This window comes from Bradyrhizobium sp. INPA03-11B, assembly GCF_040446015.1.
Lineage (GTDB): Bacteria > Pseudomonadota > Alphaproteobacteria > Rhizobiales > Xanthobacteraceae > Bradyrhizobium > Bradyrhizobium macuxiense_A.
The window spans coordinates 62,940-87,804 of sequence record NZ_JASGSR010000025.1 but is presented as its reverse complement, the minus strand read 5'-3'; the positions used below and the strand labels follow the sequence as shown (position 1 = coordinate 87,804).

At 65.2% G+C, this 24,865-nt stretch carries 24 protein-coding genes and 1 tRNA gene; 12 read left to right on the top strand and 13 right to left on the bottom strand.

Annotated elements, in window-relative coordinates; all coding sequences use genetic code 11:
- A partial coding sequence (gcl, locus tag QMZ05_RS13505; RefSeq protein WP_353701188.1) for a glyoxylate carboligase occupies nt 1-1,210 on the bottom strand: 1,210 nt, incomplete at its 3' end.
- Nucleotides 1,211-1,401: 191 nt separating this feature from the next.
- Entirely contained in the window at nt 1,402-2,244 is an 843-nt protein-coding gene (locus QMZ05_RS13500; protein WP_074130811.1) for an IclR family transcriptional regulator C-terminal domain-containing protein, read from the bottom strand.
- 229 nt (nt 2,245-2,473) lie between these two features.
- Between QMZ05_RS13500 and QMZ05_RS13495 the strand changes: the two genes are divergently transcribed.
- From QMZ05_RS13495 to pyk, 6 genes are all read left to right on the top strand, one after another.
- Nucleotides 2,474-2,887: a CBS domain-containing protein gene (locus QMZ05_RS13495; protein ID WP_353701187.1), complete on the top strand. Its 414-nt coding sequence runs from the start codon at nt 2,474-2,476 to the stop codon at nt 2,885-2,887.
- A gap of 85 nt (nt 2,888-2,972) precedes the next feature.
- The gene (locus QMZ05_RS13490) at nt 2,973-3,992 is read left to right on the top strand and encodes a 2-dehydropantoate 2-reductase (protein ID WP_353701186.1); all 1,020 of its coding nucleotides are present in this window, start codon (nt 2,973-2,975) and stop codon (nt 3,990-3,992) included.
- 5 nt (nt 3,993-3,997) lie between these two features.
- Entirely contained in the window at nt 3,998-4,780 is a 783-nt protein-coding gene (locus QMZ05_RS13485; RefSeq protein WP_353701185.1) for a fumarylacetoacetate hydrolase family protein, read from the top strand.
- Between the two features lie 63 nt (nt 4,781-4,843).
- The gene (oxlT, locus tag QMZ05_RS13480) at nt 4,844-6,205 is read left to right on the top strand and encodes an oxalate/formate MFS antiporter (RefSeq protein WP_353701184.1); all 1,362 of its coding nucleotides are present in this window, start codon (nt 4,844-4,846) and stop codon (nt 6,203-6,205) included.
- 29 nt (nt 6,206-6,234) lie between these two features.
- Nucleotides 6,235-7,530, top strand: a complete 1,296-nt coding sequence (locus QMZ05_RS13475) for a glycerate kinase (protein WP_353701183.1) — start codon at nt 6,235-6,237, stop codon at nt 7,528-7,530.
- A 3-nt stretch (nt 7,531-7,533) separates the two neighbouring features.
- Nucleotides 7,534-8,949 (top strand): pyruvate kinase, encoded by a 1,416-nt coding sequence (gene pyk / locus QMZ05_RS13470; RefSeq protein ID WP_353701182.1) that lies wholly within the window; start codon nt 7,534-7,536, stop codon nt 8,947-8,949.
- Between the two features lie 731 nt (nt 8,950-9,680).
- Here the strand turns inward: pyk and QMZ05_RS13465 are convergent.
- Nucleotides 9,681-9,754 (bottom strand) — tRNA-Gly (locus QMZ05_RS13465).
- Nucleotides 9,755-10,314: 560 nt separating this feature from the next.
- On the opposite strand from QMZ05_RS13465, the gene QMZ05_RS13460 reads away from it, so the two are divergent.
- Nucleotides 10,315-10,701 (top strand): YciI family protein, encoded by a 387-nt coding sequence (locus tag QMZ05_RS13460; RefSeq protein WP_353701181.1) that lies wholly within the window; start codon nt 10,315-10,317, stop codon nt 10,699-10,701.
- A gap of 8 nt (nt 10,702-10,709) precedes the next feature.
- Here the strand turns inward: QMZ05_RS13460 and QMZ05_RS13455 are convergent, their stop codons facing one another.
- From QMZ05_RS13455 to QMZ05_RS13435, 5 genes are all read right to left on the bottom strand, one after another.
- Nucleotides 10,710-11,117: a hypothetical protein gene (locus tag QMZ05_RS13455; RefSeq protein ID WP_353701180.1), complete on the bottom strand. Its 408-nt coding sequence runs from the start codon at nt 11,115-11,117 to the stop codon at nt 10,710-10,712.
- 97 nt (nt 11,118-11,214) lie between these two features.
- Nucleotides 11,215-12,012, bottom strand: coding sequence for a lytic murein transglycosylase (locus QMZ05_RS13450; protein WP_353701179.1), 798 nt, complete (start codon nt 12,010-12,012; stop codon nt 11,215-11,217).
- Nucleotides 12,013-12,512: 500 nt separating this feature from the next.
- Complete coding sequence (locus QMZ05_RS13445; RefSeq protein ID WP_353701178.1) at nt 12,513-12,740, bottom strand: hypothetical protein; 228 nt, start codon at nt 12,738-12,740, stop codon at nt 12,513-12,515.
- Between the two features lie 155 nt (nt 12,741-12,895).
- Nucleotides 12,896-13,192, bottom strand: a complete 297-nt coding sequence (locus QMZ05_RS13440) for a hypothetical protein (protein WP_353701177.1) — start codon at nt 13,190-13,192, stop codon at nt 12,896-12,898.
- Between the two features lie 53 nt (nt 13,193-13,245).
- The gene (locus tag QMZ05_RS13435) at nt 13,246-13,413 is read right to left on the bottom strand and encodes a hypothetical protein (RefSeq protein ID WP_353701176.1); all 168 of its coding nucleotides are present in this window, start codon (nt 13,411-13,413) and stop codon (nt 13,246-13,248) included.
- A 241-nt stretch (nt 13,414-13,654) separates the two neighbouring features.
- On the opposite strand from QMZ05_RS13435, the gene QMZ05_RS13430 reads away from it, so the two are divergent.
- A complete protein-coding gene (locus QMZ05_RS13430; protein ID WP_050420927.1) occupies nt 13,655-14,035 on the top strand; it encodes an NUDIX hydrolase in 381 nt (126 codons plus the stop codon).
- Nucleotides 14,036-14,197: 162 nt separating this feature from the next.
- On the top strand, nt 14,198-15,511 hold the full coding sequence (locus tag QMZ05_RS13425) for a chloride channel protein (RefSeq protein ID WP_353701175.1): 1,314 nt from the start codon (nt 14,198-14,200) through the stop codon (nt 15,509-15,511).
- A gap of 20 nt (nt 15,512-15,531) precedes the next feature.
- Here QMZ05_RS13425 and QMZ05_RS13420 read toward each other — a convergent pair whose 3' ends face one another.
- The 3 genes from QMZ05_RS13420 to QMZ05_RS13410 all read right to left on the bottom strand — a co-directional run bounded on the left by QMZ05_RS13420 (nt 15,532) and on the right by QMZ05_RS13410 (nt 19,521).
- The gene (locus QMZ05_RS13420) at nt 15,532-16,728 is read right to left on the bottom strand and encodes an adenylate/guanylate cyclase domain-containing protein (protein WP_353701174.1); all 1,197 of its coding nucleotides are present in this window, start codon (nt 16,726-16,728) and stop codon (nt 15,532-15,534) included.
- Between the two features lie 162 nt (nt 16,729-16,890).
- On the bottom strand, nt 16,891-18,135 hold the full coding sequence (locus QMZ05_RS13415; RefSeq protein WP_353701173.1) for an amidohydrolase family protein: 1,245 nt from the start codon (nt 18,133-18,135) through the stop codon (nt 16,891-16,893).
- A 30-nt stretch (nt 18,136-18,165) separates the two neighbouring features.
- Entirely contained in the window at nt 18,166-19,521 is a 1,356-nt protein-coding gene (locus QMZ05_RS13410; protein WP_353701172.1) for an MFS transporter, read from the bottom strand.
- A gap of 121 nt (nt 19,522-19,642) precedes the next feature.
- Between QMZ05_RS13410 and QMZ05_RS13405 the strand changes: the two genes are divergently transcribed.
- On the top strand, nt 19,643-20,566 hold the full coding sequence (locus QMZ05_RS13405) for a LysR substrate-binding domain-containing protein (protein ID WP_353701171.1): 924 nt from the start codon (nt 19,643-19,645) through the stop codon (nt 20,564-20,566).
- Between the two features lie 22 nt (nt 20,567-20,588).
- Here the strand turns inward: QMZ05_RS13405 and QMZ05_RS13400 are convergent, their stop codons facing one another.
- The gene (locus QMZ05_RS13400; protein WP_353701170.1) at nt 20,589-22,049 is read right to left on the bottom strand and encodes a cytosine permease; all 1,461 of its coding nucleotides are present in this window, start codon (nt 22,047-22,049) and stop codon (nt 20,589-20,591) included.
- Nucleotides 22,050-22,348: 299 nt separating this feature from the next.
- Between QMZ05_RS13400 and QMZ05_RS13395 the strand changes: the two genes are divergently transcribed.
- Nucleotides 22,349-23,020, top strand: coding sequence for an NAD(P)H-dependent oxidoreductase (locus QMZ05_RS13395; protein WP_353701169.1), 672 nt, complete (start codon nt 22,349-22,351; stop codon nt 23,018-23,020).
- A gap of 36 nt (nt 23,021-23,056) precedes the next feature.
- Nucleotides 23,057-23,941 carry a polysaccharide deacetylase gene (locus QMZ05_RS13390; RefSeq protein WP_353701168.1) on the top strand — a complete coding sequence of 295 codons (885 nt, stop codon included), beginning with the start codon at nt 23,057-23,059 and terminating at the stop codon, nt 23,939-23,941.
- On the opposite strand, the gene QMZ05_RS13385 is transcribed toward QMZ05_RS13390, so the two are convergent.
- Nucleotides 23,922-24,851, bottom strand: a complete 930-nt coding sequence (locus QMZ05_RS13385; RefSeq protein ID WP_353701167.1) for a LysR substrate-binding domain-containing protein — start codon at nt 24,849-24,851, stop codon at nt 23,922-23,924. The genes QMZ05_RS13390 and QMZ05_RS13385 overlap by 20 nt on opposite strands.
- Between the last annotated feature and the right edge of the window lie 14 nt (nt 24,852-24,865).

Sequence of the window (24,865 nt, the reverse complement as noted above, 5' to 3'; positions counted from 1 at the left end):
TGAGGAACTGGGCACCCGCGATCTGCGACAGTCCGATCACCGTCACGTAGCAGGTGTCGCGGCCGAACGCCTTGTTCATCTCCTCATAGACGCGCTGCGGCTTGATCGGGATGTTGTCGAAGTGGCTCTTGCGCAGCATCGAGCGTTTGCGGTCGCGGCAGGCGGCGGGCCATGCCTGCCGGTCGCGCAGTCTGCCGGACTTCCGCCACTCCCGGGCGACGCTCACGAACATCTCCAGTGCGGCCTTGGCGTCCGACACGATGCCGAGGTCCGGATTGAAAACCCGTCCGATCTGCGTCGGCTCGATGTCGACGTGGACGAATTTGCGCCCCTTGGTGTAGGTCTCGATCGAACCGGTATGGCGGTTGGCCCAACGGTTGCCGATGCCGAGCACGAAATCGGATTCGAGCATCGTGGCGTTGGCGTAGCGATGGCTGGTCTGCAGGCCGACCATGCCGGCCATCAGCGCGTGATCGTCGGGTATAGCGCCCCACGCCATCAGCGTCGGGACGACGGGAACGTTGACCGCTTCGGCGAACGCGACCAGGAGCTCGGATGCATCGGCGTTGATCACGCCGCCGCCGGCCACGATCAGTGGCCGCTCAGCGGCGTTGAGCATCTCGAGCGCCTTCTCGATCTGCTTGCGCGTCGCGGTCGGCTTGTAGACCGGCAGCGGCGAATAGGTCTCGTCGTCGAACTCGATCTCGGCCAGTTGAACATCGAGCGGAAGATCGATCAGCACCGGTCCCGGGCGCCCCGAGCGCATGACATGGAAAGCCTGGCTGAACACGCGCGGCACCAGCGCCGGCTCGCGCACGGTGACGGCCCATTTCGTCACCGGCTTGGCAATCGACTCGATGTCGACGGCCTGGAAATCCTCCTTGTAGAGCCGCGCCCGCGGCGCCTGTCCGGTGACGCAGAGGATCGGAATCGAATCCGCGATCGCCGAATAGAGGCCGGTGATCATGTCGGTTCCGGCGGGACCCGACGTGCCGATGCAAACGCCGATGTTGCCCGCGTTCGCCCTAGTATAGCCCTCCGCCATATGCGAGGCGCCTTCGACGTGCCGCGCCAGAACATGCCGGATCGAGCCGTTCCGCTTCAGTGCGGAGTAAAGCGGGTTGATCGCAGCGCCGGGAACGCCGAAAGCGCAAGTGATCCCCTCGCGTTCAAGTATGCGGACTGCCGCATCCACCGCTCGCATCTTCATGTGATGATCCCGCTTCGCTATGAGTTGGCCTGAACAGGATCATCAGGCCCGCGACCGTCGATCTCAACGCAATCGATGGGATTTTCCACGCTGTGGCAGCACTCGCGATTTCTTGCTTGTCTCCAACCGATTAGCGCCTGCGAAAGCGTGGAAACAGGCAATGACGAGAGCAGCAGCAGGCTTTGCGCCTGCTACGGTTGCGTGCGGCTGCTGCCGCGCAGCTCTGCCGAAAGCTCGGCTGCGATCTGATGCACGATGGCACCGATCTCCGGCAAGCGATCATCCGTCAGCCGATCCGCCATGCCCGATACCGAGACCGCGGCGAACGGCTCGCTGCAATCGTTGAAGACGACCGCGGCCACGCAGCGCAGGCCGAGCCGCGCCTCCTCATCGTCCACCGCATAGCCCTGGCGGCGCACGGTCTCCAATTCCCTGAACAACTCGCCCGGCCGAATGATCGACTTCTCCGTCAGCCGCGGCATGCCGCGACGACGGATGATCGCATTGATGTCGGCGTCGGAATATGCGGCCAGCACCGCCTTCCCCACGCCCGAAGCGATCAACGCCACGCGTCCGCCGACCTTGGTCAGCGAGCGCATGATCTCCCGGCTTTCGATCCGGGATACGACGATGATCGAGTCGTCATCGACCACCGCAAGATTGGCGGTTTCCCTGGTCTGGTCGCGCAGCTTGCGCAGATAAGGCAAAGCCCGCGCGGAAAAATTGCGCCGGCGCATGAAGGTCGAGCCGACCACAAAGCTCTGCGCGCCGATGTGCCATTTCGACTCCTCGCGGTCGAACTGCACGAACCTGCGATTCTCCAGCGTCGTCAGCAGCCGATGCGCCGTCGACGGCGGCAAGCCGATGCGGATCGCAAGATCGGTCAGCCGGTAGCCTTCGTCGTCCTCGGCAAGTGCTTCCATGATTTGCAGCGCGCGATCGACCGATTGAACGCCGCCATCTCGTGCATCCGGATCCGGCTGCGCGCGAACATCGGGATCGGACGGCTTGCGGCGGATCGGCTCTCTTTTCATCACGACCTGACCCTAACCGGTTGTGGTTCAGAACGAAATCGCCCGCCGGAACGAGCGTCAGCATTGGCATATGGCATGCCATATGGCTTGGAAGTCAAGGCGACAATTTTCGCGAATAGGTCAGTATTTTTGCCATTTTTCTTGAAGAACGCCTCGATTCTTTTGTTTGACTTCTGGGATAATGTATACCACGATCGGTTCTTAACAACCCAATCGGGAGGACCATGCCATGTATGTCGGGGACATCCTTCGCACCAACCGTGCGCCCGCGGTGACGATCGGCTCGAGCGAAACCGTCAGCATCGCGGCGAACCTGATGTACGCCAGCAATGTCGGCGCGCTTGTGGTCAGGAACGGATCGCGCAGCGTCGACGCCTCGGTGATCGGAATGTTCAGCGAGCGCGACGTCGTCGCCGTGATCGCCGAGCGCGGTACGGGTGGCCTTGCCGCAAAAGTCGCGCAGTTCATTTCGCCGCGGCCGCTGGTGTCCTGCAATTCGCAAGACGCGCTCGCCGATGTCGAGCGTCTGATGGCCCGTCACGACATCCGCCACCTCCCCGTCATCGACAACGGCCGGCTCGTCGGCGTCGTGAGCATGCGGGACATCGGCTTTGCCTTGGAGGAAGCCGCCTGCGCGGCCTGACGGACGTTCCGAAGATCATTGCCACGCAACCCGGCTCGAGCCGTTGCGGCTCGTAATGTGTCCCCACCCTGCTCGCGAGGATTTCATGAAGATCTGCATCTACGGCGCCGGTGCCATCGGCGGCTATCTCGGTGTCGAATTGATGCGCGCAGGCGCCGATGTCAGCCTGGTCGCGCGGGGTGCACACCTCGCCGCGATGCGGCAGAACGGCCTGAAGCTGCTGATCGGCGACGAGGAGCGCGTGGTGCATCCTCGCTGTACCGATAACCCCGCCGAACTCGGCGAGCAGAATTTCGTCATCATCTGCCTGAAGGCGCATTCGATCACCGGCGTCATCGAACCGATGCGGCCCCTGCTGGGTGAGCGGACCCGCATCGTCACCGCCGTCAACGGCATTCCCTATTGGTATTTCTACAAGCATGGCGGCCGGCACGAAGGATCGACGCTCGAGAGCATCGATCCCGGCGGACGGCAGTGGAGCGAACTTGGCGCTGCGCGCGCCATCGGCTGCGTGGTGTACCCGGCGACCGAGATCGAGGCACCTGGCGTGATCCGCCACGTCTACGGCAACAACTTTCCGCTCGGCGAGCCCTCGGGCGAGGTCACGCCCGACGTCGAGCAGCTTTCCGCCCTGTTCACGGCGGCGGGCATGAAGGCGCCGGTGCTCGACCGCATCCGCGACGAGATCTGGCTCAAGCTGTGGGGCAATGTCTGTTTCAACCCGATCAGCGCCCTCACGCACGCGACCCTCGACGTGATCTGCAGCAATCCCGGCACCCGCGCGCTGTCCAGAGCGATCATGCTGGAAGCGCAGGCGATCGCGGAAAGCCTCGGCGTCAAGTTCCGGGTCGATGTCGAACGCCGCATCGAGGGCGCACGCAAGGTCGGCGCGCACAAGACCTCGATGCTGCAGGATCTCGAGCGTGGACGTCCGGTCGAGATCGATCCGCTGATCACCGTGGTGCAGGAGATGGGCCGGATGACCGGGATCGCGACGCCCGCCCTCGACGCGGTGCTGGCGCTGGTCGCGCAGCGCACCAGGCTGGCGGGCCTCTATGACGGGGCGGCCGGCGTGGCCGTAGCAGAAACCCTGGCGGTGGCGTGATCCCGATGGCAAACGTGACACGCTGGGTTCGTTTCCGCCACCGTGCCGATATCGGCTTCGGGCAACTCACCCCGTCCGGCATCGCGGTGCACGCCGGGGACATGTTCGCCAACGCGCGGCCGACCGGACGAACGCTGGCGCTTGATGATGTCGAGCTGCTTGCGCCGACCGAACCGAGCAAGATCATCGCGCTCTGGAACAATTTTCACGCGCTTGCGGCGAAGCTGCAATCACCCGAGCCGCCCGAGCCGTTGTATTTGCTGAAAGCGCCGACCAGCGTGACCGCGCCCGGCGCCGTGATCACGCGTCCAGTGGGCTACGACGGCAAGACGACCTACGAAGGCGAGCTCGGCATCGTCATCGGCAAAAGCTGCACGGCAGTTGCTCCCGAACAGGCCGACGCCTTCATCTTCGGTTACACCTGCACCAACGACGTCACCGCAGCGGACATCCTCAATCGCGACCCGACCTTCCCGCAATGGGCGCGGGCCAAGGGCTTCGACGGATATGGCCCGTTCGGTCCCGTCATCGCCTCGGGCCTCGACCCCGCGCGCCTCGTGGTGCGCACCATCCTCAACGGTGTCGAGCGCCAGAACTACCCGATCGCGGACATGATCTTCAGCGCGCAGGCGCTGGTCAGCAAGATCTCACACGATATGACGCTGTTGCCGGGCGACCTGATCTGCTGCGGAACATCGATCGGCGTCGGGGTGATGAAGGAGCCGGTCAATACGGTCACCGTCGCGATCGAAGGCATTGGCGAATTGACCAACGAATTTCGTCAGTAGGCGGCGGCACGACGACCGCCTGACGCCCGGACTAAACAACCAACACCTGCCTTGGGAGCGCACATGACCTCCAGCACGAAACTGGTATCGTCGCCCGGCGGCTTCCGCTGGCTTCAGCTCGCGATCGGTATCGTCTGCATGGCGATGATCGCCAACCTGCAATACGGGTGGACGCTGTTCGTCGATCCGATCGACGCGCAATATCACTGGGGCCGTCCAGCGATCCAGCTCGCCTTCACGATCTTCGTGATGACGGAGACGTGGCTGGTGCCGGTGGAGGCCTGGTTCGTGGACAAATACGGCCCCCGCATCGTCATCATGTTCGGCGGGCTGATGATCGGACTGGCCTGGGTGCTGAACTCATTCGCCGCGTCTCTCGTCATGCTCTATGCCGCGGCAATTGTCGCCGGCATCGGCGCCGGCGCGGTCTACGGCACGTGCGTCGGCAACGCGCTGAAATGGTTTCCGGATCGGCGCGGCCTCGCCGCCGGCGCGACCGCCGCAGGCTTTGGCGCGGGCGCTGCCCTCACCGTCGTGCCGATTGCCAACATGATTGCCGCGAGCGGCTACCAGAGCACCTTCCTGACGTTCGGAATCGGACAGGGCCTCACGGTTCTCCTGCTGGCCTGGTTCGTCCGCCCGCCGCATGGCGTCGAGGCACCCAGGAAGAAGCGGCTCAACCTGCCGCAGAGCGCGATCGACTACACGCCGCCCCAGGTGCTGCGCACCCCGATCTTCTGGGTGATGTACCTGGTGTTCGTCATGGTGGCTTCCGGCGGGCTGATGACCGCCGCGCAGATCGGGCCGATCGCCCACGACTTCAAGATCGCGGATACGCCGGTTACGCTTGCGGGCTTCCAGATGGCGGCACTGACCTTTGCCATCTCGCTCGATCGTGTCTTCGACGGTTTCGGCCGCCCGTTCTTTGGCTGGGTCTCCGACACGATCGGCCGCGAGCACACGATGTTCATCGCGTTCGCGACAGCGGCGCTGATGCTGCTGACGTTGTCCGTCTACGGCCACATTCCGGTGGTCTTCGTGCTCGCCACGGCGATCTATTTCGGCGTGTTCGGCGAAATCTACAGCCTGTTCCCGGCAACGTCGGGCGACACCTTCGGCGCCAAATACGCAACCACCAACAACGGCATGCTCTACACCGCGAAGGGCACCGCGGCGCTGCTCGTCCCGCTCGCCAGCATCATCTCCTCGCAGTTCGGCTGGCAGGCCGTGTTCATCGTCGCGGTGGCGCTCAATGCCACCGCGGCCCTCACCGCCTTGCTGGTGATCAAGCCGATGCGGCGCGCGTTCATTCTGGGCAGTGAGGGGACGGCTGGCGCCACAATCGCGCGCGCAAAGCCAGCCCTCGGCGAAAATCATCGACTGGAGACACCGGCGTCTTACGACAGTCTCAAGAAGACGCCATAATGCAGGACCTATCGGCCGGAGCGTAGCGATTGAGCGACATATGGACGGACTTGCGCGCTCGGACTGCGCTCCGGAAGATCTTCGATGCGGCCGTCGCCAGCGCCGATCCAAGGATGACCATCGCACGCGCCCTGCCGGCAAAGCCGAAGGGCAGATGCATTGTCATCGGCGCCGGCAAGGCTTCGGCCGCGATGGCCGCCGGCCTCGACGCGGCATGGCCTGACGTCGACCTTTCGGGTGTCGTGGTGACGCGCCACGGCCAGTCGGTTCCCGCGGGCCGCATCGATGTGCTCGAGGCATCTCACCCCGTTCCGGATGACTCGAGCAAGGCCGCCGCGCTTCGCATGCTGCGCGCCGTCGAGGGACTTTCAGCAGACGATCTCGTCATCGCCCTGATGTCCGGCGGCGGCTCGGCCCTGATGACCCTTCCCGCATCCCCGATGACGCTCGCCGACAAGCAGGCGGTCAACCGTGCACTGCTTGCGAGCGGCGCGACGATCGCCGAGATGAACGTCGTCCGCAAGCATCTGTCCGCGATCAAGGGCGGACGACTGGCGCTCGCCGCCCGTCCCGCCCACGTCATCACGCTGGTGATTTCCGACATTCCCGGCGACGACCCGGCGGCGATCGCCTCCGGTCCCACGCTCCCGGACCCCAGCACAAAGGCTGACGCGCAGGAGATCATCCGCCGCTTTGCAATCGAGCTGCCGGAAGCAGCGCGGCATGTCCTCGCGCAAGCCGACGAGACGCCGAAACCCGGCGAGATCGACGCCGATGTCCGCATCCTCGCCGCGCCGTCCCTTGCGCTGGACGCTGCAGGGCGCGCGGCCCGGGACGAAGGTCTCAGTCCGATCATCCTTGGCGACGCGATCGAAGGCGAGGCCCGCGAACTCGGAACCGTGATGGCGGGCATCGCCCGCTCGGTCGCGCAGCACGCGCAGCCCGGCCCTGCTCCTGCCGTGCTGCTGTCCGGCGGCGAGACGACAGTGACGATCGGGCGCGGCCCGGCGGGCCGCGGCGGCCGCAACACCGAATTCCTGCTCGGGCTTGCCGTCGCCCTGTCCGGCGCCGCGGATATCTGGGCGATTGCGGGCGACAGCGATGGAATTGATGGAACGGAAGATGCCGCCGGCGCTTTGATCGGTCCGGATACGCTGCGGCGCGCCGCCGCGAGTGGTCTCGACGCCCGGGCCTCCTTGGCAGCCCATGACAGCTACACGTTTTTCGACCGCCTTGGAGACCTCGTGCGCACCGGGCCAACGCTTACCAATGTCAACGATGTCAGAGCCGTGCTAATTGCGTCCGGCAAGCCAGCAATGAGGTAACCCATGCGTCGTCATCGACGGGCCAAGATCGTCGCAACCGTCGGCCCCGCGAGCAGTTCCCCCGAGATGCTCAAGGCGCTGCTGCTGGCGGGCGTCGATACGTTCCGTCTGAACTTCAGCCACGGAACCCAGAGCGACCACGCAACCGTCCACGCCGCGATCCGAAGGCTGGAACAGGAAGTCGGCCGGCCGATCGGCATTCTGATGGACCTCCAGGGTCCGAAGATTCGCGTCGGCACCCTGCGCGATGGAAAGATTGCCGTGGCGGCCGGAGAGACCATCCGGTTCGTGCTGTCCGGATCGGATGGCGACCGAACCTCGATTCCGCTCCCGCACCGGGAAATCTTTGCCGCGGTCGCCCCTGGCCACGACCTTCTGATCGACGACGGCCGGGTCCGCGTTCGCGTCGCCGGGCTCGGTGACGATTTCATCGAAGCCAAGGTGATCGTCGGTGGCACGATCTCGAATCACAAGGGCGTCAATCTGCCGGGGACGGTGCTCGATCTTTCGCCGCTCACCACCAAGGACCGCCTCGATCTGGAGTTCGGGCTGAAGCTGGGCGTGGATTGGGTCGCCTTGTCGTTCGTGCAAAAACCCTCCGATATCATCGAGGCGAGAGCCCTCGTTGGCGACCGCGCCGGCCTGATGGCCAAGATCGAGAAGCCGGCGGCGCTCGAGCGGATCGACGACATCATCCAGCTGTGCGACGCCATCATGGTTGCGCGCGGAGATCTCGGCGTCGAAATTCCGGATGAGGACGTGCCGGGGCGTCAGAAGGAGCTGGTGCGGGCTTGCCGTCTCGCGGTGAAGCCGGTGATCGTCGCCACGCAAATGCTGGACTCCATGGTCGCCGCGCCCACGCCGACGCGCGCGGAAGTCTCCGACGTTGCGACCGCGATCTACGATGGCGCAGACGCCGTGATGCTGTCGGCGGAATCCGCGACGGGCCGCTACCCGCGCGAGGCCGTCGAGATGATGGATCGCATCATCCGCAGCACGGAGCAGCACAAGATGTACCGCTCCATCGTCGAGGCGACCCAGCCCGGCGAGGAGCAGACGCCGCCGCACGCCGTCGCAACGGCCGCTGCCGACCTCGCCTCGGTGGTTCACGCCGCGGCCATCGTGGCCTACACGTCGAGCGGCACCACCGCCGCACGCGTCGCGCGCAAGCGGCCGAGCCTCCCGATCCTCGCCATCACCCCAAGCCGCGAAGTGTCCCGCCGCCTGTGCCTGCTCTGGGGGGCCCACAGTGTCCTTTCCGACGATGTCGGGAGCTATGAGGAGATGGTCGAGCGCGCGACGGCGCTCGCGCGCGCAGAGCAGTTTGCATCAAGCCGCGACCTCCTGGTCGTCGTCGCCGGCATTCCCTTCGGGCAGGCGGGAAGCACCAACAATCTGCGAGTCGTTTCGCTCCCCTGACGGGGCGGCGGCTCAGGGCATTGCGCCATACCAGATCACGAGCGCGAAGATCACCAACAAGACGACGGTGATGATCGCTTCGCTCGTGGGTATTCGCTTCAAGGGCCGCCTCCGCGCGGGAGCGGGATGCTGCGACGGGGCGGTGGTTCAACATCAGCACAACACCGCCCGCTTAAAATGCATGCGGACGGCGTCGGCTCTAGCCCCAGGAAGGAAATGCAAAATCCCGGTAGCCATTAGGTCTACATATCGGGCCAGAAAGTTCACGTGACGATTGGCATACTCCAAAGGGTGTAGGATCGCCGACCGCAAGCGACGCCATTGATATCATCCTTGGCGCCGTCGGCCTCATGACGATCTCACACCGCCCTCAGCGCCACGACCCGTCCGGCCCAAGCGGCAAAGTCGGATGGTCTCGGTTGCTCTCGTCGGGCTTGACCCTGAACCCCTGTCGAAACGCGAACCAGATAAAGCCGCCCAGTGCGGCCACACAGATCGGCGCGAGAATCCAATCGGGCATGTCGTGGTCCTCCAGTCTGCCGGTAGTTTGTCGCCCCTATCTTCGGCCCAGTTCAATACGGATGCCGCGCGCCGTTGCAGCGCGCCCCGCCAGGCGCTCGGCGTGGTCTGGCCGGCATCGCGCGGCGCGAACCAAAGCGCGGATTATGTCCGAGGGAGCAGCAGCACCTTTGCCCGAATGGTGAGACCGTGCCGCAAGTGATTGAAAATACTGGAGCGGGTGAAGGGAATCGAACCCTCGTATTCAGCTTGGAAGGCTGCTGCTCTACCATTGAGCTACACCCGCATCGGACGATCCCCTAACACGGCCCGACGGCCGCCTCAACCGCCTCGGCGGGCGTCCTTGTGCACAGGTCCACGGCAATATGCCCGCGTATTCCGCCCGGTTCCTGGCGCGGACGGGCCGGATGGCGGCCTTAACAGCGGCAGATTCGCCACCTATATTGCTGGTCCCATCAACAAAGAAAGGAGGTGATCTAGTGTCTTGTCTCAAGCGCTGTCACCTCGCTGGGATCGCCCGCTAGGCGCTGAGCAATCAGCCTGGCATCGGGGCGCTCTCAGCCCTGGACCAGCGAGACATCAAAACCGGGGGCGCGGCGGAAGCAACTCCGCCGCGCCTTTTTTGCTGTTCGAGCGGCGCGATTCGCCGCCGCCAGGCGACCTGCGGGATACCTTGTCGCGGCAAAAAATCGGTCTGATCCGCTACACATGAAATGTCGGCATGGGCGGGTGCCAGACGTCCTAGAGCATGATCCGGAAAACTGCGAAGCGGTCTTTCCGGGAAGATCATGCTCGAACATCATCGCGGTTCAGCGCCTGCCGCAGCAGAAATGAGGAGTCCACTAGATGCTTTATGCCATCCTGGCCTATCACGTCGAAGCCGAGGTCAAGTCGTGGAATGCCGATGAGGACGCAGCCGTGATGAGCGGTCTGCGCGAGGTCCATCAACGGCTGAAGGGCCGGCTCGGCCCGGCTGCACGGCTCGGCGAGACCCGCAAGGCCAGCACCCTGCGCGGGCCGGGCCACGGCGTCGTGATCGACGGCCCGTTCGCGGAAACCAAGGAGCAGCTGCTCGGCTTCTACGTGATCAATTGCGCCGATGAAGCCGAGGCGATCGCCGCGGCGCGCGACCTGCGCAGCGTCAACCCGTCAGCCGTCTACGAGATTCGCGCGCTGAAGCTCTTTATCCCCGGTGCACCATTTCCGGAGACCGCAGGCCCGAGCGACGCCTAGCAACTTGTTCAGCGGCTCGAGCGCTTCGGCAGCTTCGGCAGCTTGCTCGGATCGAACTTCGGCATCGGCAGATCCGGCGGCGGCTCGGGCGTCACGTCCTGGCTCGGAATCAGCGTCACCTCGAAGGCGAGATCGGGCACGGCGTCGGCCCTGCCGGTGGCGGTCGCGATCGTGCCGCTCGCTATTCCTTCGAGCCGCACCACGAGATCGTCGGTGCCGAACACTGTCTGATGACCTTCGGAGTGCCGCGTAGCGGTGAGGACGACCGAGAAGCGCTCGCCGTCGACCTCATAGGCGCCGTCGTAGCGCATGATGGCATCGCTGCCCCACAGCCTGCCATCGGCGACGTGCACGGTGCCGGTGCCGTCAGCGAGCGACGTGCGAAACCACGCCGCATAGGTGCCGTTCTTGAGCATGGAGCTTGTCTCCACCTGCTCCGTTTCACCGCAAACGATCTGGGCACCGTTGCGTTAACAGGCGGTGAAGGAACCCTGCCTTCTCATGACCCTGCGCTCATTGGCCGTCGATCTGCCGTCCCATGATGGCGATCGCCTTCTGATAGACCCCTGCCGCGTTCCATGCCTCGATCGCGGCGAAGTTGGGTTCCCCGGGCTGATAGCCGGCGCCGGCGCGCCAGCCGTTGGCACGCAGGAAATTCGCCGTCGAGGCCAGCGCATTGGCGGCAACGTCGAGATTGCCGACACCATAAGCGAGGACGTTCTTCGGCATGAACTGGGTCTGGCCGATCTCACCATGCATCGAGCCGCGCGTGCTGCCGGACAGGCTGCCGCGATCGATCAGCTTGAGCGCCGCATAGAGCTGCTCGGTGAAGAACTCCGGACGCCGGCAGTCATAGGCAAGCGTTGCGATCGACGACAGCATGTTCTGGTTGCCGCGCTGGCTGCCGAAGCCGCTTTCCATGCCCCAGATCGCGATCAACGGTCCCGGCGGCACGCCGTAGCGCTGCTGGATCGAGGCGAACATCGCCGCTTGCGACTGCTTCAGCGAACGGCCGCGCGCCACGATGGTCGCCGATCCCCGCTTGGCCATGAACTGCTCGAGCGACAGGCCGAAGCTGCGCTGGCCGCGATCCGCGGCAATCGTCGCGCTGGCATAATGCGCCTGCATCAGCGCGTCGATCGCGGGGGCGCCGACACCCTTGGCCCGCGCCTCGCCGGCAAACTGCTCCTTCCAGGCTTCGAACCCGCCGGGCCCGTTGCCGCACTGCGCCGCGTTCGCCGCTGTGCCCAGCGTTGCAACCATCACGACGATGGCGAGCGCCGACGTCGCAATCTGCCAGCCCCTGATCATCCGAAACCTCCTCCGCAAAAAAGTGCCGCCGCCCCCGGGGGGCGCGGCGCTGACGATGGCCTGACGTAGATGACCCGGCGATGAACGATCCGCCTCAGATTCGGCCGCAGAACGTCACGATATGTCGGCTGTGGCGGATTGACCATCCCGGCCGATAACCCGGATGAGTCCATATTCACAGCCGTCGTCCTGGCCTAGTGCGCAATTGCGCACTAGGCCAGGACGACGATGAAGATGGCTCTCGATTCAAGATGCCGCACAACGCGATGTCATCACCCGCGAAAGCGGGTGATCCAGTATTCCAGAGGCAGCTGTGCTTGAGCCGAGAGGCCGCGGCGTACTGGATCGCCCGGTCAAGCCGGGCGATGACAGATGAGAATGGGACACACCTTCGTATTCTCGCGGCATGACCTGTCCGAGCTTTGCTCTTCGTTCCCCTCTCTTGAAACAGAACGCGAGAAAGGCTGCGTGTCGATCGCGATCGCCCGGTCGAAAACGCGCTAGGGCACCTCGCCTCGCCTCAATGGGCCGACGGTCTGCGGGCGGTTGAGGAAGAACTCGCGGTTGCCGAGTGCGGCCTCCGCATACTGGTCGATCGCGACGATGATCGCCTGCACGTGGTGATAGCACCAGCCTTCCCGCGTTGCCATGTGCCGAACCTCGGCCAGCGCCTTGATCCAGGGCGCATGATCATCGCTGTCGTGGAAATACCGAAGCGGCTCTCTCATCTTTCCTCCGGCAAATCACATCTTCCAGCTCGGCGCGCTTGCGCGACAGCAAAAGCTGCGCAGACGCACTGTCGCGCCCGGCACGCCTGAGCCGGTTCACGGATGAATCGAGCGCGCGCAACTCGGCGCGCAGCCGCTGCATCCTGACGGCGTCATCACGCACGCGCTTCGCCGGCGACGAGTTCTTTCTTCGCCGCGCGAAGAAAGACGGGTGTCGCGGCCCGGCGGCGCGGAGCAACGCTCGCATGCACGATGATCGGGTCGCGGTCGCCCAGCACGGCCCGCTCTTCGACCAGACGGCTCATCACCAGCCGCATCTTCAGGAGGTCCCCGGCGACGAAGGCGCAGTCCTCGTCCCGGCTGATCTGCTGACGCATGATGGCCTCGGCCTCGAGCATGCTGACACGCAGCGCCCTGATCTGCCTGCGAATTTCGCTGATACGGTTGTCCATGGCGGCCTCCAATTCACTGTGGAGGGCAATTAGAACAAAACAAGAACATTGAGTCAAGTGATGACAAGCAGCGAAGCCGTCGTCGCGGACGGTGTCATCGAAACGCGATCGGGCCAGTTCCTTCTGCCGGAACCGCTGACATCATCATGGTCACGAATCAACGTGACGATGTTCGATGCAGCGAGATCCGCCACCGACGAACGCGCATGGCCGAGGATCACGCGAACGCACGCAAAGCACCGAGACGCAGCGAAGGCGCGACAGACCGTCACAGCTGACGGTCTCTGTCATTTTGCCGCCTTCTCCTCACCTGATATGCGCGTCGTCAAAGCTCCGAATGCACGCTACTGCCGCAGACAAACAGCCGACATATGGCTGTGGAACAATGCACCATTAAAACTTGTCTACCTAAGTAGACAAGTTAGAATAGGACCAGATTCTGTTTCGATCATTGCGCAGTACATGACCAAGTCCTCCAAACTGGTTGCCGCGAAGCGCGGCAAGGTTCTTCTGGTTCGACGCCGATCTGACGGGCTGTGGATGTTCCCCGGCGGCCGCAGGCGCGCGCGCGAGACCGGGAAGGATTGCATCAAGCGCGAGATCAAGGAAGAGCTGCCGAAGCTCAAGCTCGGCCGGCTCAGCCTCTGGAAGGAAGTGACGGCCAAGAACAAGCGTTCCGGCCGCAGGATGAGCGACGCGATCTTCATCGCCAAGAACGCCAAGGGACGGCTGGCGATCGGCGACAAGAAGGAGATCGACCGCGCCGCCTGGCAGAAGCCCCGCGGCATCCGCCTGACGGCGACCTCGCGCTACATCCGCGACCGGCTGTTTCCGAGAAAGTAGCGGCGCCGGAGATAGACGGCGGGCGCTGATTTCGGCGCCGCGATCTGGCGATTGCGCCGGCATATCTTGCTGATTTCTTGAGCTTCGCACTCCATCGACGCGTGCTAGGAATGACGTGATCCGTTTCGTATCGGACCACGACATGAGTCAGAATCCGCCAGCATGACCTTCCCCTCCAACCGCCAGCGGCGGCTATTCAGAATCGTCTCCGCGCGTTGGCAACGCCGGGCGATCTTCTTGCTGGGCGGCATTGCGGTCGGTGCGGCGGCTGTCGCGCTGGCGCAGCTCGCCGATCTGGCGCAGATCGCCTTTTCCGCGCTGGTGTCGCATTTCCGTTATGCCTCGCTGCTGCTCACGCCCGCCGGCTTCGCGCTGTCGGTCTTCCTGACCAATCGCTTCTTTCAGAATGCGCAGGGCAGCGGCATCCCGCAGGCCATCGCGGCACGCCATCTGACCGACCAGACCGCGCGCGAGAGCCTGGTTTCGCTGCGCGTTGCGGCCGGCAAGATCCTGCTGACCCTGTTCGGCCTGCTGTGTGGCGCATCGGTCGGGCGCGAGGGACCGACGGTGCAGATCGGCGCGTCGATCATGTTTGCGCTCGGCCGCTTCTCGCCCCGCCGCCAGCCCGGCCTGATCCTCGCCGGCGCGGCCGCGGGCGTCGCGGCAGCCTTCAACACGCCGCTCGCGGGAATCGTGTTCGGCATCGAGGAGATGAGCCGCGCCTTCGAGACACGAACCTCCAGCCTGATCATCGGCGCGGTGATCGCCGCGGGCCTGACGTCGCTCGCGCTGATGGGCAACTATACGTATTTCGGCACCAGCGCGACGGGCTTGCGCAACGGCGCCGACTGGCTCGCGATCCCGCTCTGCGGCGTGGCCGGCGGTCTGGCGGGCGGCCTGTTCAGCCGCATCCTGATCGTCATGGCGCGCGGATTTGCCAATCCGGCCGGGCGCGCGATCAAGCGCTATCCGGTCGGCTTTGCCGCGATCTGCGGATTGGTCGCAGCGATCTGCGGCATTGCGTCCGACGGCGCGATCTACGGCACGGGATATCAGCAGGTGAAGTCCGCGCTCGAAGCCGGGTCACAATTGCCCGCGAGCTTCAGCGTTTGGAAATTCCTCGCCACCACGTTCGCCTCGATCAGCGGCATGCCGGGCGGCATCTTCGCGCCCTCACTCGCGGTCGGCGCCGGGCTCGGCTCCAACATCGCCCCGCTGTTTCACGGCGCGCCGCTGCCGGCCATCATGCTGCTCGGCATGGTTTCATACTTCGCGGGCGTGGTTCAGGCGCCCATTACGGCCTTCGTGATCGTCACCGAGATGACCGACAATCACGCGATGGTGGTGCCGCTGATGGCCGCGGCCCTGATCGCGCATGCGAGCTCGCGCCTGATCTGCAAGGAAGGCGTCTATCACGCCCTCGCCAAGGGATTCATCGACCGGGCCTCGTCGCCGCAGAAGACGACGCCGGCCTGAGATGTCCGGCCGATCAGGTTTCAGCCGTTATAGGCAAACAGCTCGATCGGCTCGCTGAAGCCGCGCACCGCATGCTCGCCGACATGCTCGAGCGCGAAATCATGCGCGACCAGATCGGCAAATGCGCGCGACAGCAGCACGTTCCTTTTCAACTGCTTGGTCAGCGCCTCGAGGCGCGAGGCCATGTTCACCGCAGGACCGATCACGGTGAAGTCGAGCCGGCTGCGCGACCCGATATTGCCGTACATGACGTCGCCGACATGAACGCCGATGCCGTAGTTCATCGGCGCCCTCCCCATCATGCTGTTCTTTTCGCTGAGCGCCGCCATCGCCAGCCGCGCCTCAGACACCGCGTGCAGCAGGTTGGCGCAGGCCTTGGGCTCGCTGAGCGGGAAAATGGCGAGCAGCCCGTCGCCGATGAATTTCAGGATTTCGCCGCCATGCCGCACAATCGGCTCCGACATCGCGTCGAAATAGTCGTTCAGGAGATCGATGACGTCGTCGCGCGGCCAGGAGTCCGAGATCCGGGTGAAATCCCTGAGGTCGCAGATCATGATCGCGGCGTGGACCGTCGTGCCGCTGCCGCGCCGCGTCGCACCGGCCAGGATCATCTCGCCGGCATGGGTGCCGACATAGGTCTCGAGCAGCGTCCGCGCCAGGCGGTTCTTCATCCGGATCTCGCTGACCAGCGCCAGCACCGGCAACACGTTCCGCAGCCGGGCGATATCAGCGTCATCGAAGCCGCCGGCACGGTCGGTCGCGAAGGTCACGACATGCCGCTTGCCGAGCGTATGCAGCAGCGGCCAGGCCACATAGTCGGTCAGGCCTTGCGCGCGCATATCGTCAAAGAGCGCGTGCTTGCGGCCCTGTGACGGGTCACGTTCGAGCTTCTCGCGCACCTCGCTGGCGCCCTGATGGATTTCATAGACCGGACTGCCGATATATTCCGATCGCTGCTGGACATCGTAGTCCACCCGCGTGATCTCCGCCTCTTGCTTCCCATCCGCCCACATGATCCGGGCACCCAGCCATTGCGGATGCTGGATCAGCAGATTCATCGTCGCCCGCTTGAGCGGGATGCCCGCGCCCTGCAGCCGGAGGCAGAGCTCGGCGAAGATGTTGTCGATGAAGCGCTGGTCGCGGGTCTCGTTGGTCAACCAGCTCACGACGTCGCCACCGGACTGCGGCGTGACGGACTCGATGTTGGGCGCGTTCATGGCTGGCTCCGGAGCGGCGGGTGGGGTCGGCACGCGATATGTCGTGCTTCCGCCCGGCCGCGTCAACGCTGCCAAGAGCAATGTGATCGGGTAAATCGGCGCCACCGGCTTCGGCGTGACGCCGTGAGAACGAGCGCTCTGCCCGCGAGCGTGCTCAGGCGCCTACCCGCCCAGCCGGTCCACCTCGGCCGTGCCGGCCTTCATGACGAGCGGGATGTGCTCGCCCTGACCGAGCAGGCACGACACATCGCGCAGCGGATTGCCTTCCACCACCAGCAGGTCGGCGAACGCCTCCGGCGCGATGCGGCCGAGCTTGCCTTCCATGCCGAGCACCTCGGCGCCGACGATGGTCGCACTGGCGATCACCGCCTGCGCACCCAGCAATTCGGCGCGGATCCGGAACTCGTCGCACTGCAGGCGCTGCGACGGCCCGAGCAGGTCGGAGCCGTAGCCCATCTTCACCCCGGCCTCGCGATAGATCGCGAGCGAACGCAGGCCGGCGTCGCGCACGTCGGCGATCTTGGCGACGCTCGCCGCCGGCAAGCCGTACTTCGCGCCCTCATTGGCCAGCGCCTCGTAGGTGACCAGCGTCGGCACCACATAGGCGCCCTGCTCCGCCATCAGGCGCGCGGTCGGCAGATCGATCAGATTGCCGTGCTCGATGGTGCGCACGCCGCAGCGCACCGCGCGCTCGATCGCCTCCGCGGTGTAGGCATGGGCCAGCACATAGGTGTGCCGCGCCTTCGCCTCGGCAACGATGGCGCGGATCTCGTCCTCGGAATAACCGTACGCGCCGATCGGATCGGTCGGCGACGCGACGCCGCCGGAGGCCATGATCTTGATCTGGTCGGCACCCATCTGCAGCTCCTCGCGCACCGCCTTGCGCACGGCATCGACGCCGTCGACGACGCGCGCGATGGCGCCGACCCGCACGCAGCAGGAGCAGGTCGGATCGGCCAGATAGTCCGAGCGGGCCCGCCCGTCGCCATGGCCGCCGGTCTGGCTCAGCGCGCGGCCGGAGACGAACAACCGCGGACCATCGGTCAGGCCGGTGTCGATCGCCTGCTTCAGCGCATATCCGGCGCCGCCGGCATCACGGACGGTGGTGAAGCCGCGCTTCAGCATGCCGCGCAACAGCATGGTCGAGCGCAGCGTGACCAGCACATTGGCCATGCGCGCCTGCTGCGACAGGTCGAGCTCGACCGCGACCGCATGCACATGCAGGTCGATCAGGCCTGGCATCAGGGTCTTGCCCTTGAGATCGATGACCCGATCGGCCGAAGTGTCGATCGGCCGATCGGAGACTTCCTTGATCAAGCGATCCTCGACCAGCACGTGGTGCCCTTCGAGCAGATCGGAGCGCAGCGGATCGAGCAGCGCGGCATTCTTGAAGAGGATAGTGGACATGAAGGATCTCCTGTCAGGACGCCGCCGTGGTCACGCGGTCTTGCTTGCAATTTCTTCCAGCGATCGGCCGCGCGTCGGCACGCCCATCAGCACGACGGTGAGCGCGCCGATCAAGAGGACCGACGTGGTGACGCCGAATACGCCGGCAAAGCCGAAGTTCGGGTAGAGGTAGCCGACCAGGATCGGTGCTGCGATCGCGCCGATGCGGCCGATCGCGGATGCGAGCCCGGCTCCGGTGGTCCGGATCGATGTCGGGAACACTTCGGCCGTGTAGGCATAAACGCCCGCATAGGTGCCGTTCATGAAGAACGACAGCAGCAGGCCGGCCGTCATGATCTCGCCATCGCTCTTGGCAAAGGCGAGCCCGAGCGCGCTGACGCCGCCGAGCAGCATGTAGGTCGCAATCGTCGCCTGCCGTCCGATCCGCTCATTGAAGAAGGCGGCGGTGAAATAGCCCGGCACCTGCGCGCAATACATCGCGAGCGAATAGCCAAAGCTCTTGGTGATGCTCATGCCGTTCTGCACCAAGAGGCCGGGAATCCAGACGAAGAAGGAATAGTAGCTGAACGTGATCGACAGCCACATGATCCAGGTCATGGTGGTGATGCGGGCCTGGCGGCCGGCCAGCAGCGCCGCAAAATTGCTCAGCAGCGTTCCCGTCGATAGGGCAGGCAGCGCGGGCTCGGGGACCGGAGCCGGCAGCGCGCGGCCCTCGCGCGCGAAGACGGCCTCGATCTTGTCGAGCACCGCTTCGGCCTCTTTGGCCCTGCCGCGGCTTTCCAGCCAGCGCGGCGATTCCGGCAGCGACCTCCGCCACCACAGCAGCATCACGACCGGCACCGCGGTGATGACGAGCACGATACGCCAGCCGTTCTCGTAGGCAGGCACAATGAAATAGCCGAGCAAGGCGGCGGCGACGAAGCCGAACGAGAAGAAGCCCGCGAGCGCACCGGTGAAAGCGCCCCGGTAACGCCGCGCCACGAACTCCGCGAGATACGGCGCGATGATCGCGCTCTCCGCGCCGGTGCCCATGCCGGCGACGACGCGCGCGGCAAAGAACGCCGGCCAGCTGTCCACCGCCGCGCTCGCCAGCGAGGCCACGCTGTAGAGTGCCAGCGCCGACATCATCACCGCACGGCGGCCGATCAGATCGCCCAGCGTCCCCGCCAGCAGCGCGCCAAAGAGATAACCGACGAAGGTGCTGCTGCCGAGCACGCCGGTCTCGACATTGGTGAGCCCCCAGGCGGTGCGCAGCACCGGCAGGATGAACGCCAGCACCGCGGCATCCATCGCGTCGAACAGATAACCGAGGCCGCCCATCAGCAGCAGGTGCACATGGAAACGCGCGAACGGCAGGCGCTCGATGCGCGCCGAAATCATCGACATGAAATAGCCCCCCTCCGCCCCGCGATCGGCACACGCCGCAGGGTCAGCCGGGCAATGATAGACAAATCCGCATTATGGGAATAATTTATAATTGTTATCTGGTACATCACCACGGTGAATATTGCCCCTGTCCTTCCGCACGCTCGACCTCAACCTGTTGAAAGTCTTCGAGGCGCTGATGACCGAGGGCAGCGTCACCCGCGCCGCCAGCGCGCTGACGATGACCCAGCCCGCGGTCAGCAACGCGCTTGCGAGGCTGCGCGACGCGCTGGGCGATCCCCTGTTCGTCAGATCCGGCACCGGAATCCGCCCGACCCAGCGGGCCGTGGCATTGTGGGATCCGATCGGCGGCGCGCTGGAAAGCATCCGCGGCGCGCTCGACGAGAAGGTCTTCGATTCACGCAGCGCGCAGACCGAGTTCAGCCTGTCGATGTCGGACTACGTGGCGTCTCTGGTGATGCCGCGGCTGTTGAACCGCTTTGCCGAGATGGCGCCGACCGCGCGGCTGCGTACCGCACCGAACACCATCATCGGGATCGCCGACCAACTCGAGGACAACCGGGTCGATTGCGTGCTGAGCGTCTATGTCAACGAGGCCCAGCATCCGGGACTGATCCGCTCGCGTTCGCTGTGGACGGTCGACTATGCCTGCTTCATGCGGCGGGATCACCCGCTTGCGAACCGGAGCCGGCTGAACGTGCGAAGCTTCCTCAACGCCAAGCATGTCGATGTGAGCCTCGCGGGCCGGACGGCGCCGACCTACGATCAGTTCCTCGCCTCGCGCGGGCTGTCGCGCAACCTCGTCGCCATCGTCAATCACTACAACGCCGCCTACGAGATCGTCCGCCAGTCCGACCTGATCGCCGTGCTGCCGCGCGATCTCAGCGCGCAGTCCCGCCAGGCGCCCCATCTCCACGCCGTGCCGGTACCGCTGCCGGCGCCGCCGCGCATCGTCAGCCTGTTCTGGCACCAGCGCAACGACACCGTGCCCGCGCAGCGCTGGCTGCGCGAGACGCTGGTGGAGTTGTTCGCGCGGATCGAGTGAACAGGCGCAAGGCGTGCCCCCGTCAGGTCGATGTCGGCGCGGGCTCGATCGATGCTTCGTCCGCGGCCGGCAACCCGCCGCTCCGCGCCAGCGGACGTCCAAAGAGCCGATGCAGCGCCAGATAGCTCACCGCTGCCACGCCGATCCCCGTGAGCCACGACAGATCGACCCCACCGGTCGCGAGCGCCAGCGGACCTTGCATTGCCTTGATCGTGCCCATCTGGAACGCCCACGCCGCCACGAAGCCGGCAGCAAAGGCGATCAGCCCCGCCCAGTTGAAATCGCGACCTCGCCCCGGCTCCTCGTAAAGCGACGCGACATCGATGCGGCCGCGTCGCACGAGGTAGAAATCGGCGAGCGTGACCCCGGCCCATGGGCTGATCCAGACGATCAGGGCGACCATGAAATTGTCGAACGCATGCGCGAAATCGCCCGATTGCAGGAAAGCGTAGAGGATCGCGGAGGCGATCAGGCCGGAGACCACCGAGATCACCCAGCGCGGCCGCCGCAGATCGAGCGCGAGCGAGGACAGCGCCGCTGAATAGATCACGACGATGTTGGTCGCGATCGGGCCATGGAGCAGCACCAGCAGCACCGGCAGCGCCATGGTGCCGAACGCGGCAATGATCAGCTTCGACGGATCGGAGCCGGCGCCGGCGGACGCGATCGCAGCGCCGAGGAGCGCGAGCCAGACCGTCGGCAGGAACATGCCGAGGAATGTCGCACGGAACACTTTGGCGGCGCCGAGCGAGGGTTTTGTGAAGCGCGTATAGTCGGAGGCATAGGTGAGCCACGAAATGCCCCAGCCGATGCCGATCGCGGTCATCAGTTGCGTCGCCGCGGCGAAGGCCGGCATGCCGGTCACACCAGCGGACTGCCATTTGATATCGACGCGCAGGAACGCGAGCGTGGTCATGACGGCCATGATCAGCAAAATGACCGGCATGGTGTAGCGCTCGAACACCTTGATGGCGTTGAAGCCCCAGGCTGCGATGCCGACCTGAAACAGCATCACCAGCACCGCGATCGCGTATTTGAGCTCGACGCCGCCACCGATTCCCATCCGCTCGAGCGCGGCCATGCAGAGGTCGAGCACGATCCAGGTGTTGATCGCAACCCACCCCATCGGCATCAACACCTGCGCCAGTGCCGGCAGATAGGCGCCGCGCCGGCCGAACGCCAGGCGGCCGAGCACCATCTGCGGCACGCCGGTGCGGTGTCCCATCAGGCAGAAGGCGGCAAACAGCGCCGCGCCGAACAGATTGCCGACGACGATGACGGCAAGCGTTTGCAGCAGGCTGAGGCCGAGCTGGATGCCGAGCGCGCCGAGCACCCAGTTGATCGGCGCGATGTTCGCGCCGGTCCAGATCCAGAATTGATCGAACGCCGACGACGTGCGGTGCGCCGCCGGCACCGGCTCAATTCCGTGGGCATCGAAGCCGGCTTCATCCTGCGCCGGAAGCTGTGTCTGCTTGAGCAACATGTTTCCCCCGTTTGTCCGGCGCATTGGCTTTGGGCCGGGATGGGGCATCTGAGCAGCAGGCGGCGATGAAACGATAATGAGAAATCCTCAAGCCGGGTTGAGACCATATCGAGAGTGAAGCTTGCATACCGGATATGGACAAATCGGGCTGCGACAAAGCCGGCACACCGCGCCACAATGGCGCGCTGCTTCACTGTTGAGATTTTCTCAACTCGCCTGCCGGATTCGTCAATCACGCCGCCCGCGGCACTCGGTCATTGTGGAGCCGACGCATTGCCCCCCATCAGCCGAGGTCAGGGATGACGACACTTCTGCATATCGATGCCAGCCCGCGCGGCGACCGTTCGGTCAGCCGGAAGCTCTCCAGATCGCTTGTCGAGCACTGGCTCACGCACGAGCCCGGCGCCACGATCATTTCGCGCGACGTCGGCCGCAATCCTCCGCCCCTCATCACAGAGGCGTGGGTGGCCGCGGCCTTCACCACGCCCGGCGACCGCACGGCGGAGCAGCACGACGAGCTTCGCCTCTCCGATGAGCTGATCGACGAGCTCGACCGCGCCAATGTGATCGTGATCGGGGCGCCGATGCACAATTACGGCATGCCGGCGGCGCTGAAGTCATGGTTCGACAAGGTGATCCGGATCGACAAGACCTTCAGCTTCGATCTCGCACGCGGCGACTTTCCGCTCGATCCGATCATGCGCGGCAAGACGCTGGTGGTGCTGAGCTCGCGCGGCGAATTCGGCTTCGGCCCCGGCGGGGTGCGGGAGACCATGAACCATCTGGAAACCCATATCTTCACCTGCGCCCACTATCTCGGGGTGCAGGAGAGCCATCTGATCGCGGTCGATTATCAAGAATTCAACGATGAACGCTACCGGCGATCGCTCGCCGACGCCTTTGCCGCGATCCCGGTGCTGGTCCGGCAGTGTCTTGGAATCGACGGGCCTGTTAATGTTGCAGCGGAATGATGCGCCCAAGCCTGCCGGCTGCGCGAGGATGATCCGATGATAAAGAATCCCATCCCCTGGCCGAATGGCGCGCGCTGCGCCTGTGCGATCACGTTCGACGTCGACGCCGACAGCCTGATTCACGTCGCGCGGCCGAAGGATTCGTTCGACCGGCTCTATCCGATCACGATGGGGCGATACGGGCCGACCGTCGGCGTGCCACGCATCCTGGAAACCTATCGCCGCCTTGGCCTCAAGCAGTCGTTCTTCATGCCGGCCTGGACCATGCAGCGCTATCCGGATGCGGTCGAGGCGATCCTCAGGGGTGGCCACGAGATCGGCCATCACGGCTACATCCATGAGGATCCGACGGAGATTTCCTCGGCGCAGCAGCGCGAAGCCTTCGAACGCGCCCTCGCCATTCATGTCGCGATGACCGGACGCAAGCCGCGCGGCTACCGCGCGCCGGTCTACAACGCCAACCAGACCACGATCGATCTCCTGATCGAGCATGGCTTTGTCTACGATTCGTCGCTGATGGCCGACGACATCCCGTACCAGATGCGCACCGCGCGCGGATCGCTTTACGAGATGCCGCCGCATTGGGGATCGGACGATTGGCCGCCTTTCGCCCATTACGCGGAGATCGGCTATATGATGCCGGTCAAATCGCCGAGCGAGGGCCTTGCCGCATCCTTCGAGGAGTTCGAGGCCGCCTATGAGGCCGGTGGATTCTGGATGGGGATCTGGCACCCGTTCCTGACCGGCCGGCTTGCCCGCTGGCGCGTGGTGGAGCGCTGGCTCGAGCGGATCGTCGCCGAGCGCAAGGTCTGGTTCGCATCGCTCGAGGAAATCGCCGCGCATCTCGACGGCCTGGTCAGGGCAGGAACCTACCAGGTCCGCGTCGAGACCCTGCCCTACTTCACGCAGCCCGTGTCATGACCTGTCCGGGAGCCGCGCGAAATGCCGCGGCCTCCCCGCGCAGCCAATCGATGAATGCCGTCACTGATTTGCGCCGGGCAGCACCTGGCGCATCCACCAGGCGATAGGCGAAGCCCGCAAGCGCGGGTCCGTCGAGCCGGCGCAGCGTGCCCTCGCGCAATTGCTCGTCCACCAGCGCGTCGCTGCACAACAGCGGTCCGAGCCCGCGCTCGGCGGCGTGCAGCGCCAGCGGCTCCTCGCTGTACCAGGAGATGCGGAAGTCCCGGCCGGGATCATGATCGGCCCCCGCAAGCCAGGCCGACCACGCCGGCGAATCCAGCGCGGCGTTCTTCCAGCGGAACGCCAGCAACGAGCGCGAACGGATGTCGTCGATGCCTGGACGGGCACCGGGCGGACAGATCGCGCTTGCCGCAACCGCAATGTAGCGATCGCTGAACAGCACCGATGGCTCGCCGGCGCGGTCGACGCGTCCGTAGCGAATCGCCAGATCGACGCCCTCGGTGCCCGGCGCCCGCACCTCTTCGGTCGCATCGATGTGGACCACGAGGTGAGGAAATGCCGCATTGAACCGCGCGAGCCGCGGCATCAGCCAGCGTTCGGCGAACGCGCGCGTGGTCGATACGGTGATCGCATCGCCGTCGGCCGGCGGCCGGATCGCGGCGAAGGCGCTCGCCATGCGGTCGAAACCGTCGCGCAGCATGGGAAACAGCGCATGCCCCTCCGCGGTCAACACGACCGCGCGCCCGGAGCGCTCGAACAGCTTGTGTCCGAGGATCGCTTCGAGTTGCCGGACCTGGTGGCTGATCGCCGTCACCGTGACGCAAAGTTCGTTGGCGGCGGCGGTGAAGCTTTCGTGGCGCGCCGCGGCTTCGAAGGCGCGGACGGCATTGAGCGGCGGCAATTTGCGCATGATCGGTTCTCCGC

Excerpts from the sequence above, each read along its gene's own strand:
- QMZ05_RS13500 (WP_074130811.1), bottom strand. The coding sequence starts at position 2,244 with ATGAAAAGAGAGCCGATCCGCCGCAAGCCGTCCGATCCCGATGTTCGC.
- QMZ05_RS13495 (WP_353701187.1), top strand. The coding sequence starts at position 2,474 with ATGTATGTCGGGGACATCCTTCGCACCAACCGTGCGCCCGCGGTGACG.
- QMZ05_RS13490 (WP_353701186.1), top strand. The coding sequence starts at position 2,973 with ATGAAGATCTGCATCTACGGCGCCGGTGCCATCGGCGGCTATCTCGGT.
- QMZ05_RS13485 (WP_353701185.1), top strand. The coding sequence starts at position 3,998 with ATGGCAAACGTGACACGCTGGGTTCGTTTCCGCCACCGTGCCGATATC.
- oxlT (WP_353701184.1), top strand. The coding sequence starts at position 4,844 with ATGACCTCCAGCACGAAACTGGTATCGTCGCCCGGCGGCTTCCGCTGG.
- pyk (WP_353701182.1), top strand. The coding sequence starts at position 7,534 with ATGCGTCGTCATCGACGGGCCAAGATCGTCGCAACCGTCGGCCCCGCG.
- QMZ05_RS13460 (WP_353701181.1), top strand. The coding sequence starts at position 10,315 with ATGCTTTATGCCATCCTGGCCTATCACGTCGAAGCCGAGGTCAAGTCG.
- QMZ05_RS13455 (WP_353701180.1), bottom strand. The coding sequence starts at position 11,117 with ATGCTCAAGAACGGCACCTATGCGGCGTGGTTTCGCACGTCGCTCGCT.
- QMZ05_RS13450 (WP_353701179.1), bottom strand. The coding sequence starts at position 12,012 with ATGATCAGGGGCTGGCAGATTGCGACGTCGGCGCTCGCCATCGTCGTG.
- QMZ05_RS13445 (WP_353701178.1), bottom strand. The coding sequence starts at position 12,740 with ATGAGAGAGCCGCTTCGGTATTTCCACGACAGCGATGATCATGCGCCC.
- QMZ05_RS13440 (WP_353701177.1), bottom strand. The coding sequence starts at position 13,192 with ATGGACAACCGTATCAGCGAAATTCGCAGGCAGATCAGGGCGCTGCGT.
- QMZ05_RS13430 (WP_050420927.1), top strand. The coding sequence starts at position 13,655 with ATGACCAAGTCCTCCAAACTGGTTGCCGCGAAGCGCGGCAAGGTTCTT.
- QMZ05_RS13425 (WP_353701175.1), top strand. The coding sequence starts at position 14,198 with ATGACCTTCCCCTCCAACCGCCAGCGGCGGCTATTCAGAATCGTCTCC.
- QMZ05_RS13420 (WP_353701174.1), bottom strand. The coding sequence starts at position 16,728 with ATGAACGCGCCCAACATCGAGTCCGTCACGCCGCAGTCCGGTGGCGAC.
- QMZ05_RS13415 (WP_353701173.1), bottom strand. The coding sequence starts at position 18,135 with ATGTCCACTATCCTCTTCAAGAATGCCGCGCTGCTCGATCCGCTGCGC.
- QMZ05_RS13410 (WP_353701172.1), bottom strand. The coding sequence starts at position 19,521 with ATGTCGATGATTTCGGCGCGCATCGAGCGCCTGCCGTTCGCGCGTTTC.
- QMZ05_RS13400 (WP_353701170.1), bottom strand. The coding sequence starts at position 22,049 with ATGTTGCTCAAGCAGACACAGCTTCCGGCGCAGGATGAAGCCGGCTTC.
- QMZ05_RS13395 (WP_353701169.1), top strand. The coding sequence starts at position 22,349 with ATGACGACACTTCTGCATATCGATGCCAGCCCGCGCGGCGACCGTTCG.
- QMZ05_RS13390 (WP_353701168.1), top strand. The coding sequence starts at position 23,057 with ATGATAAAGAATCCCATCCCCTGGCCGAATGGCGCGCGCTGCGCCTGT.
- QMZ05_RS13385 (WP_353701167.1), bottom strand. The coding sequence starts at position 24,851 with ATGCGCAAATTGCCGCCGCTCAATGCCGTCCGCGCCTTCGAAGCCGCG.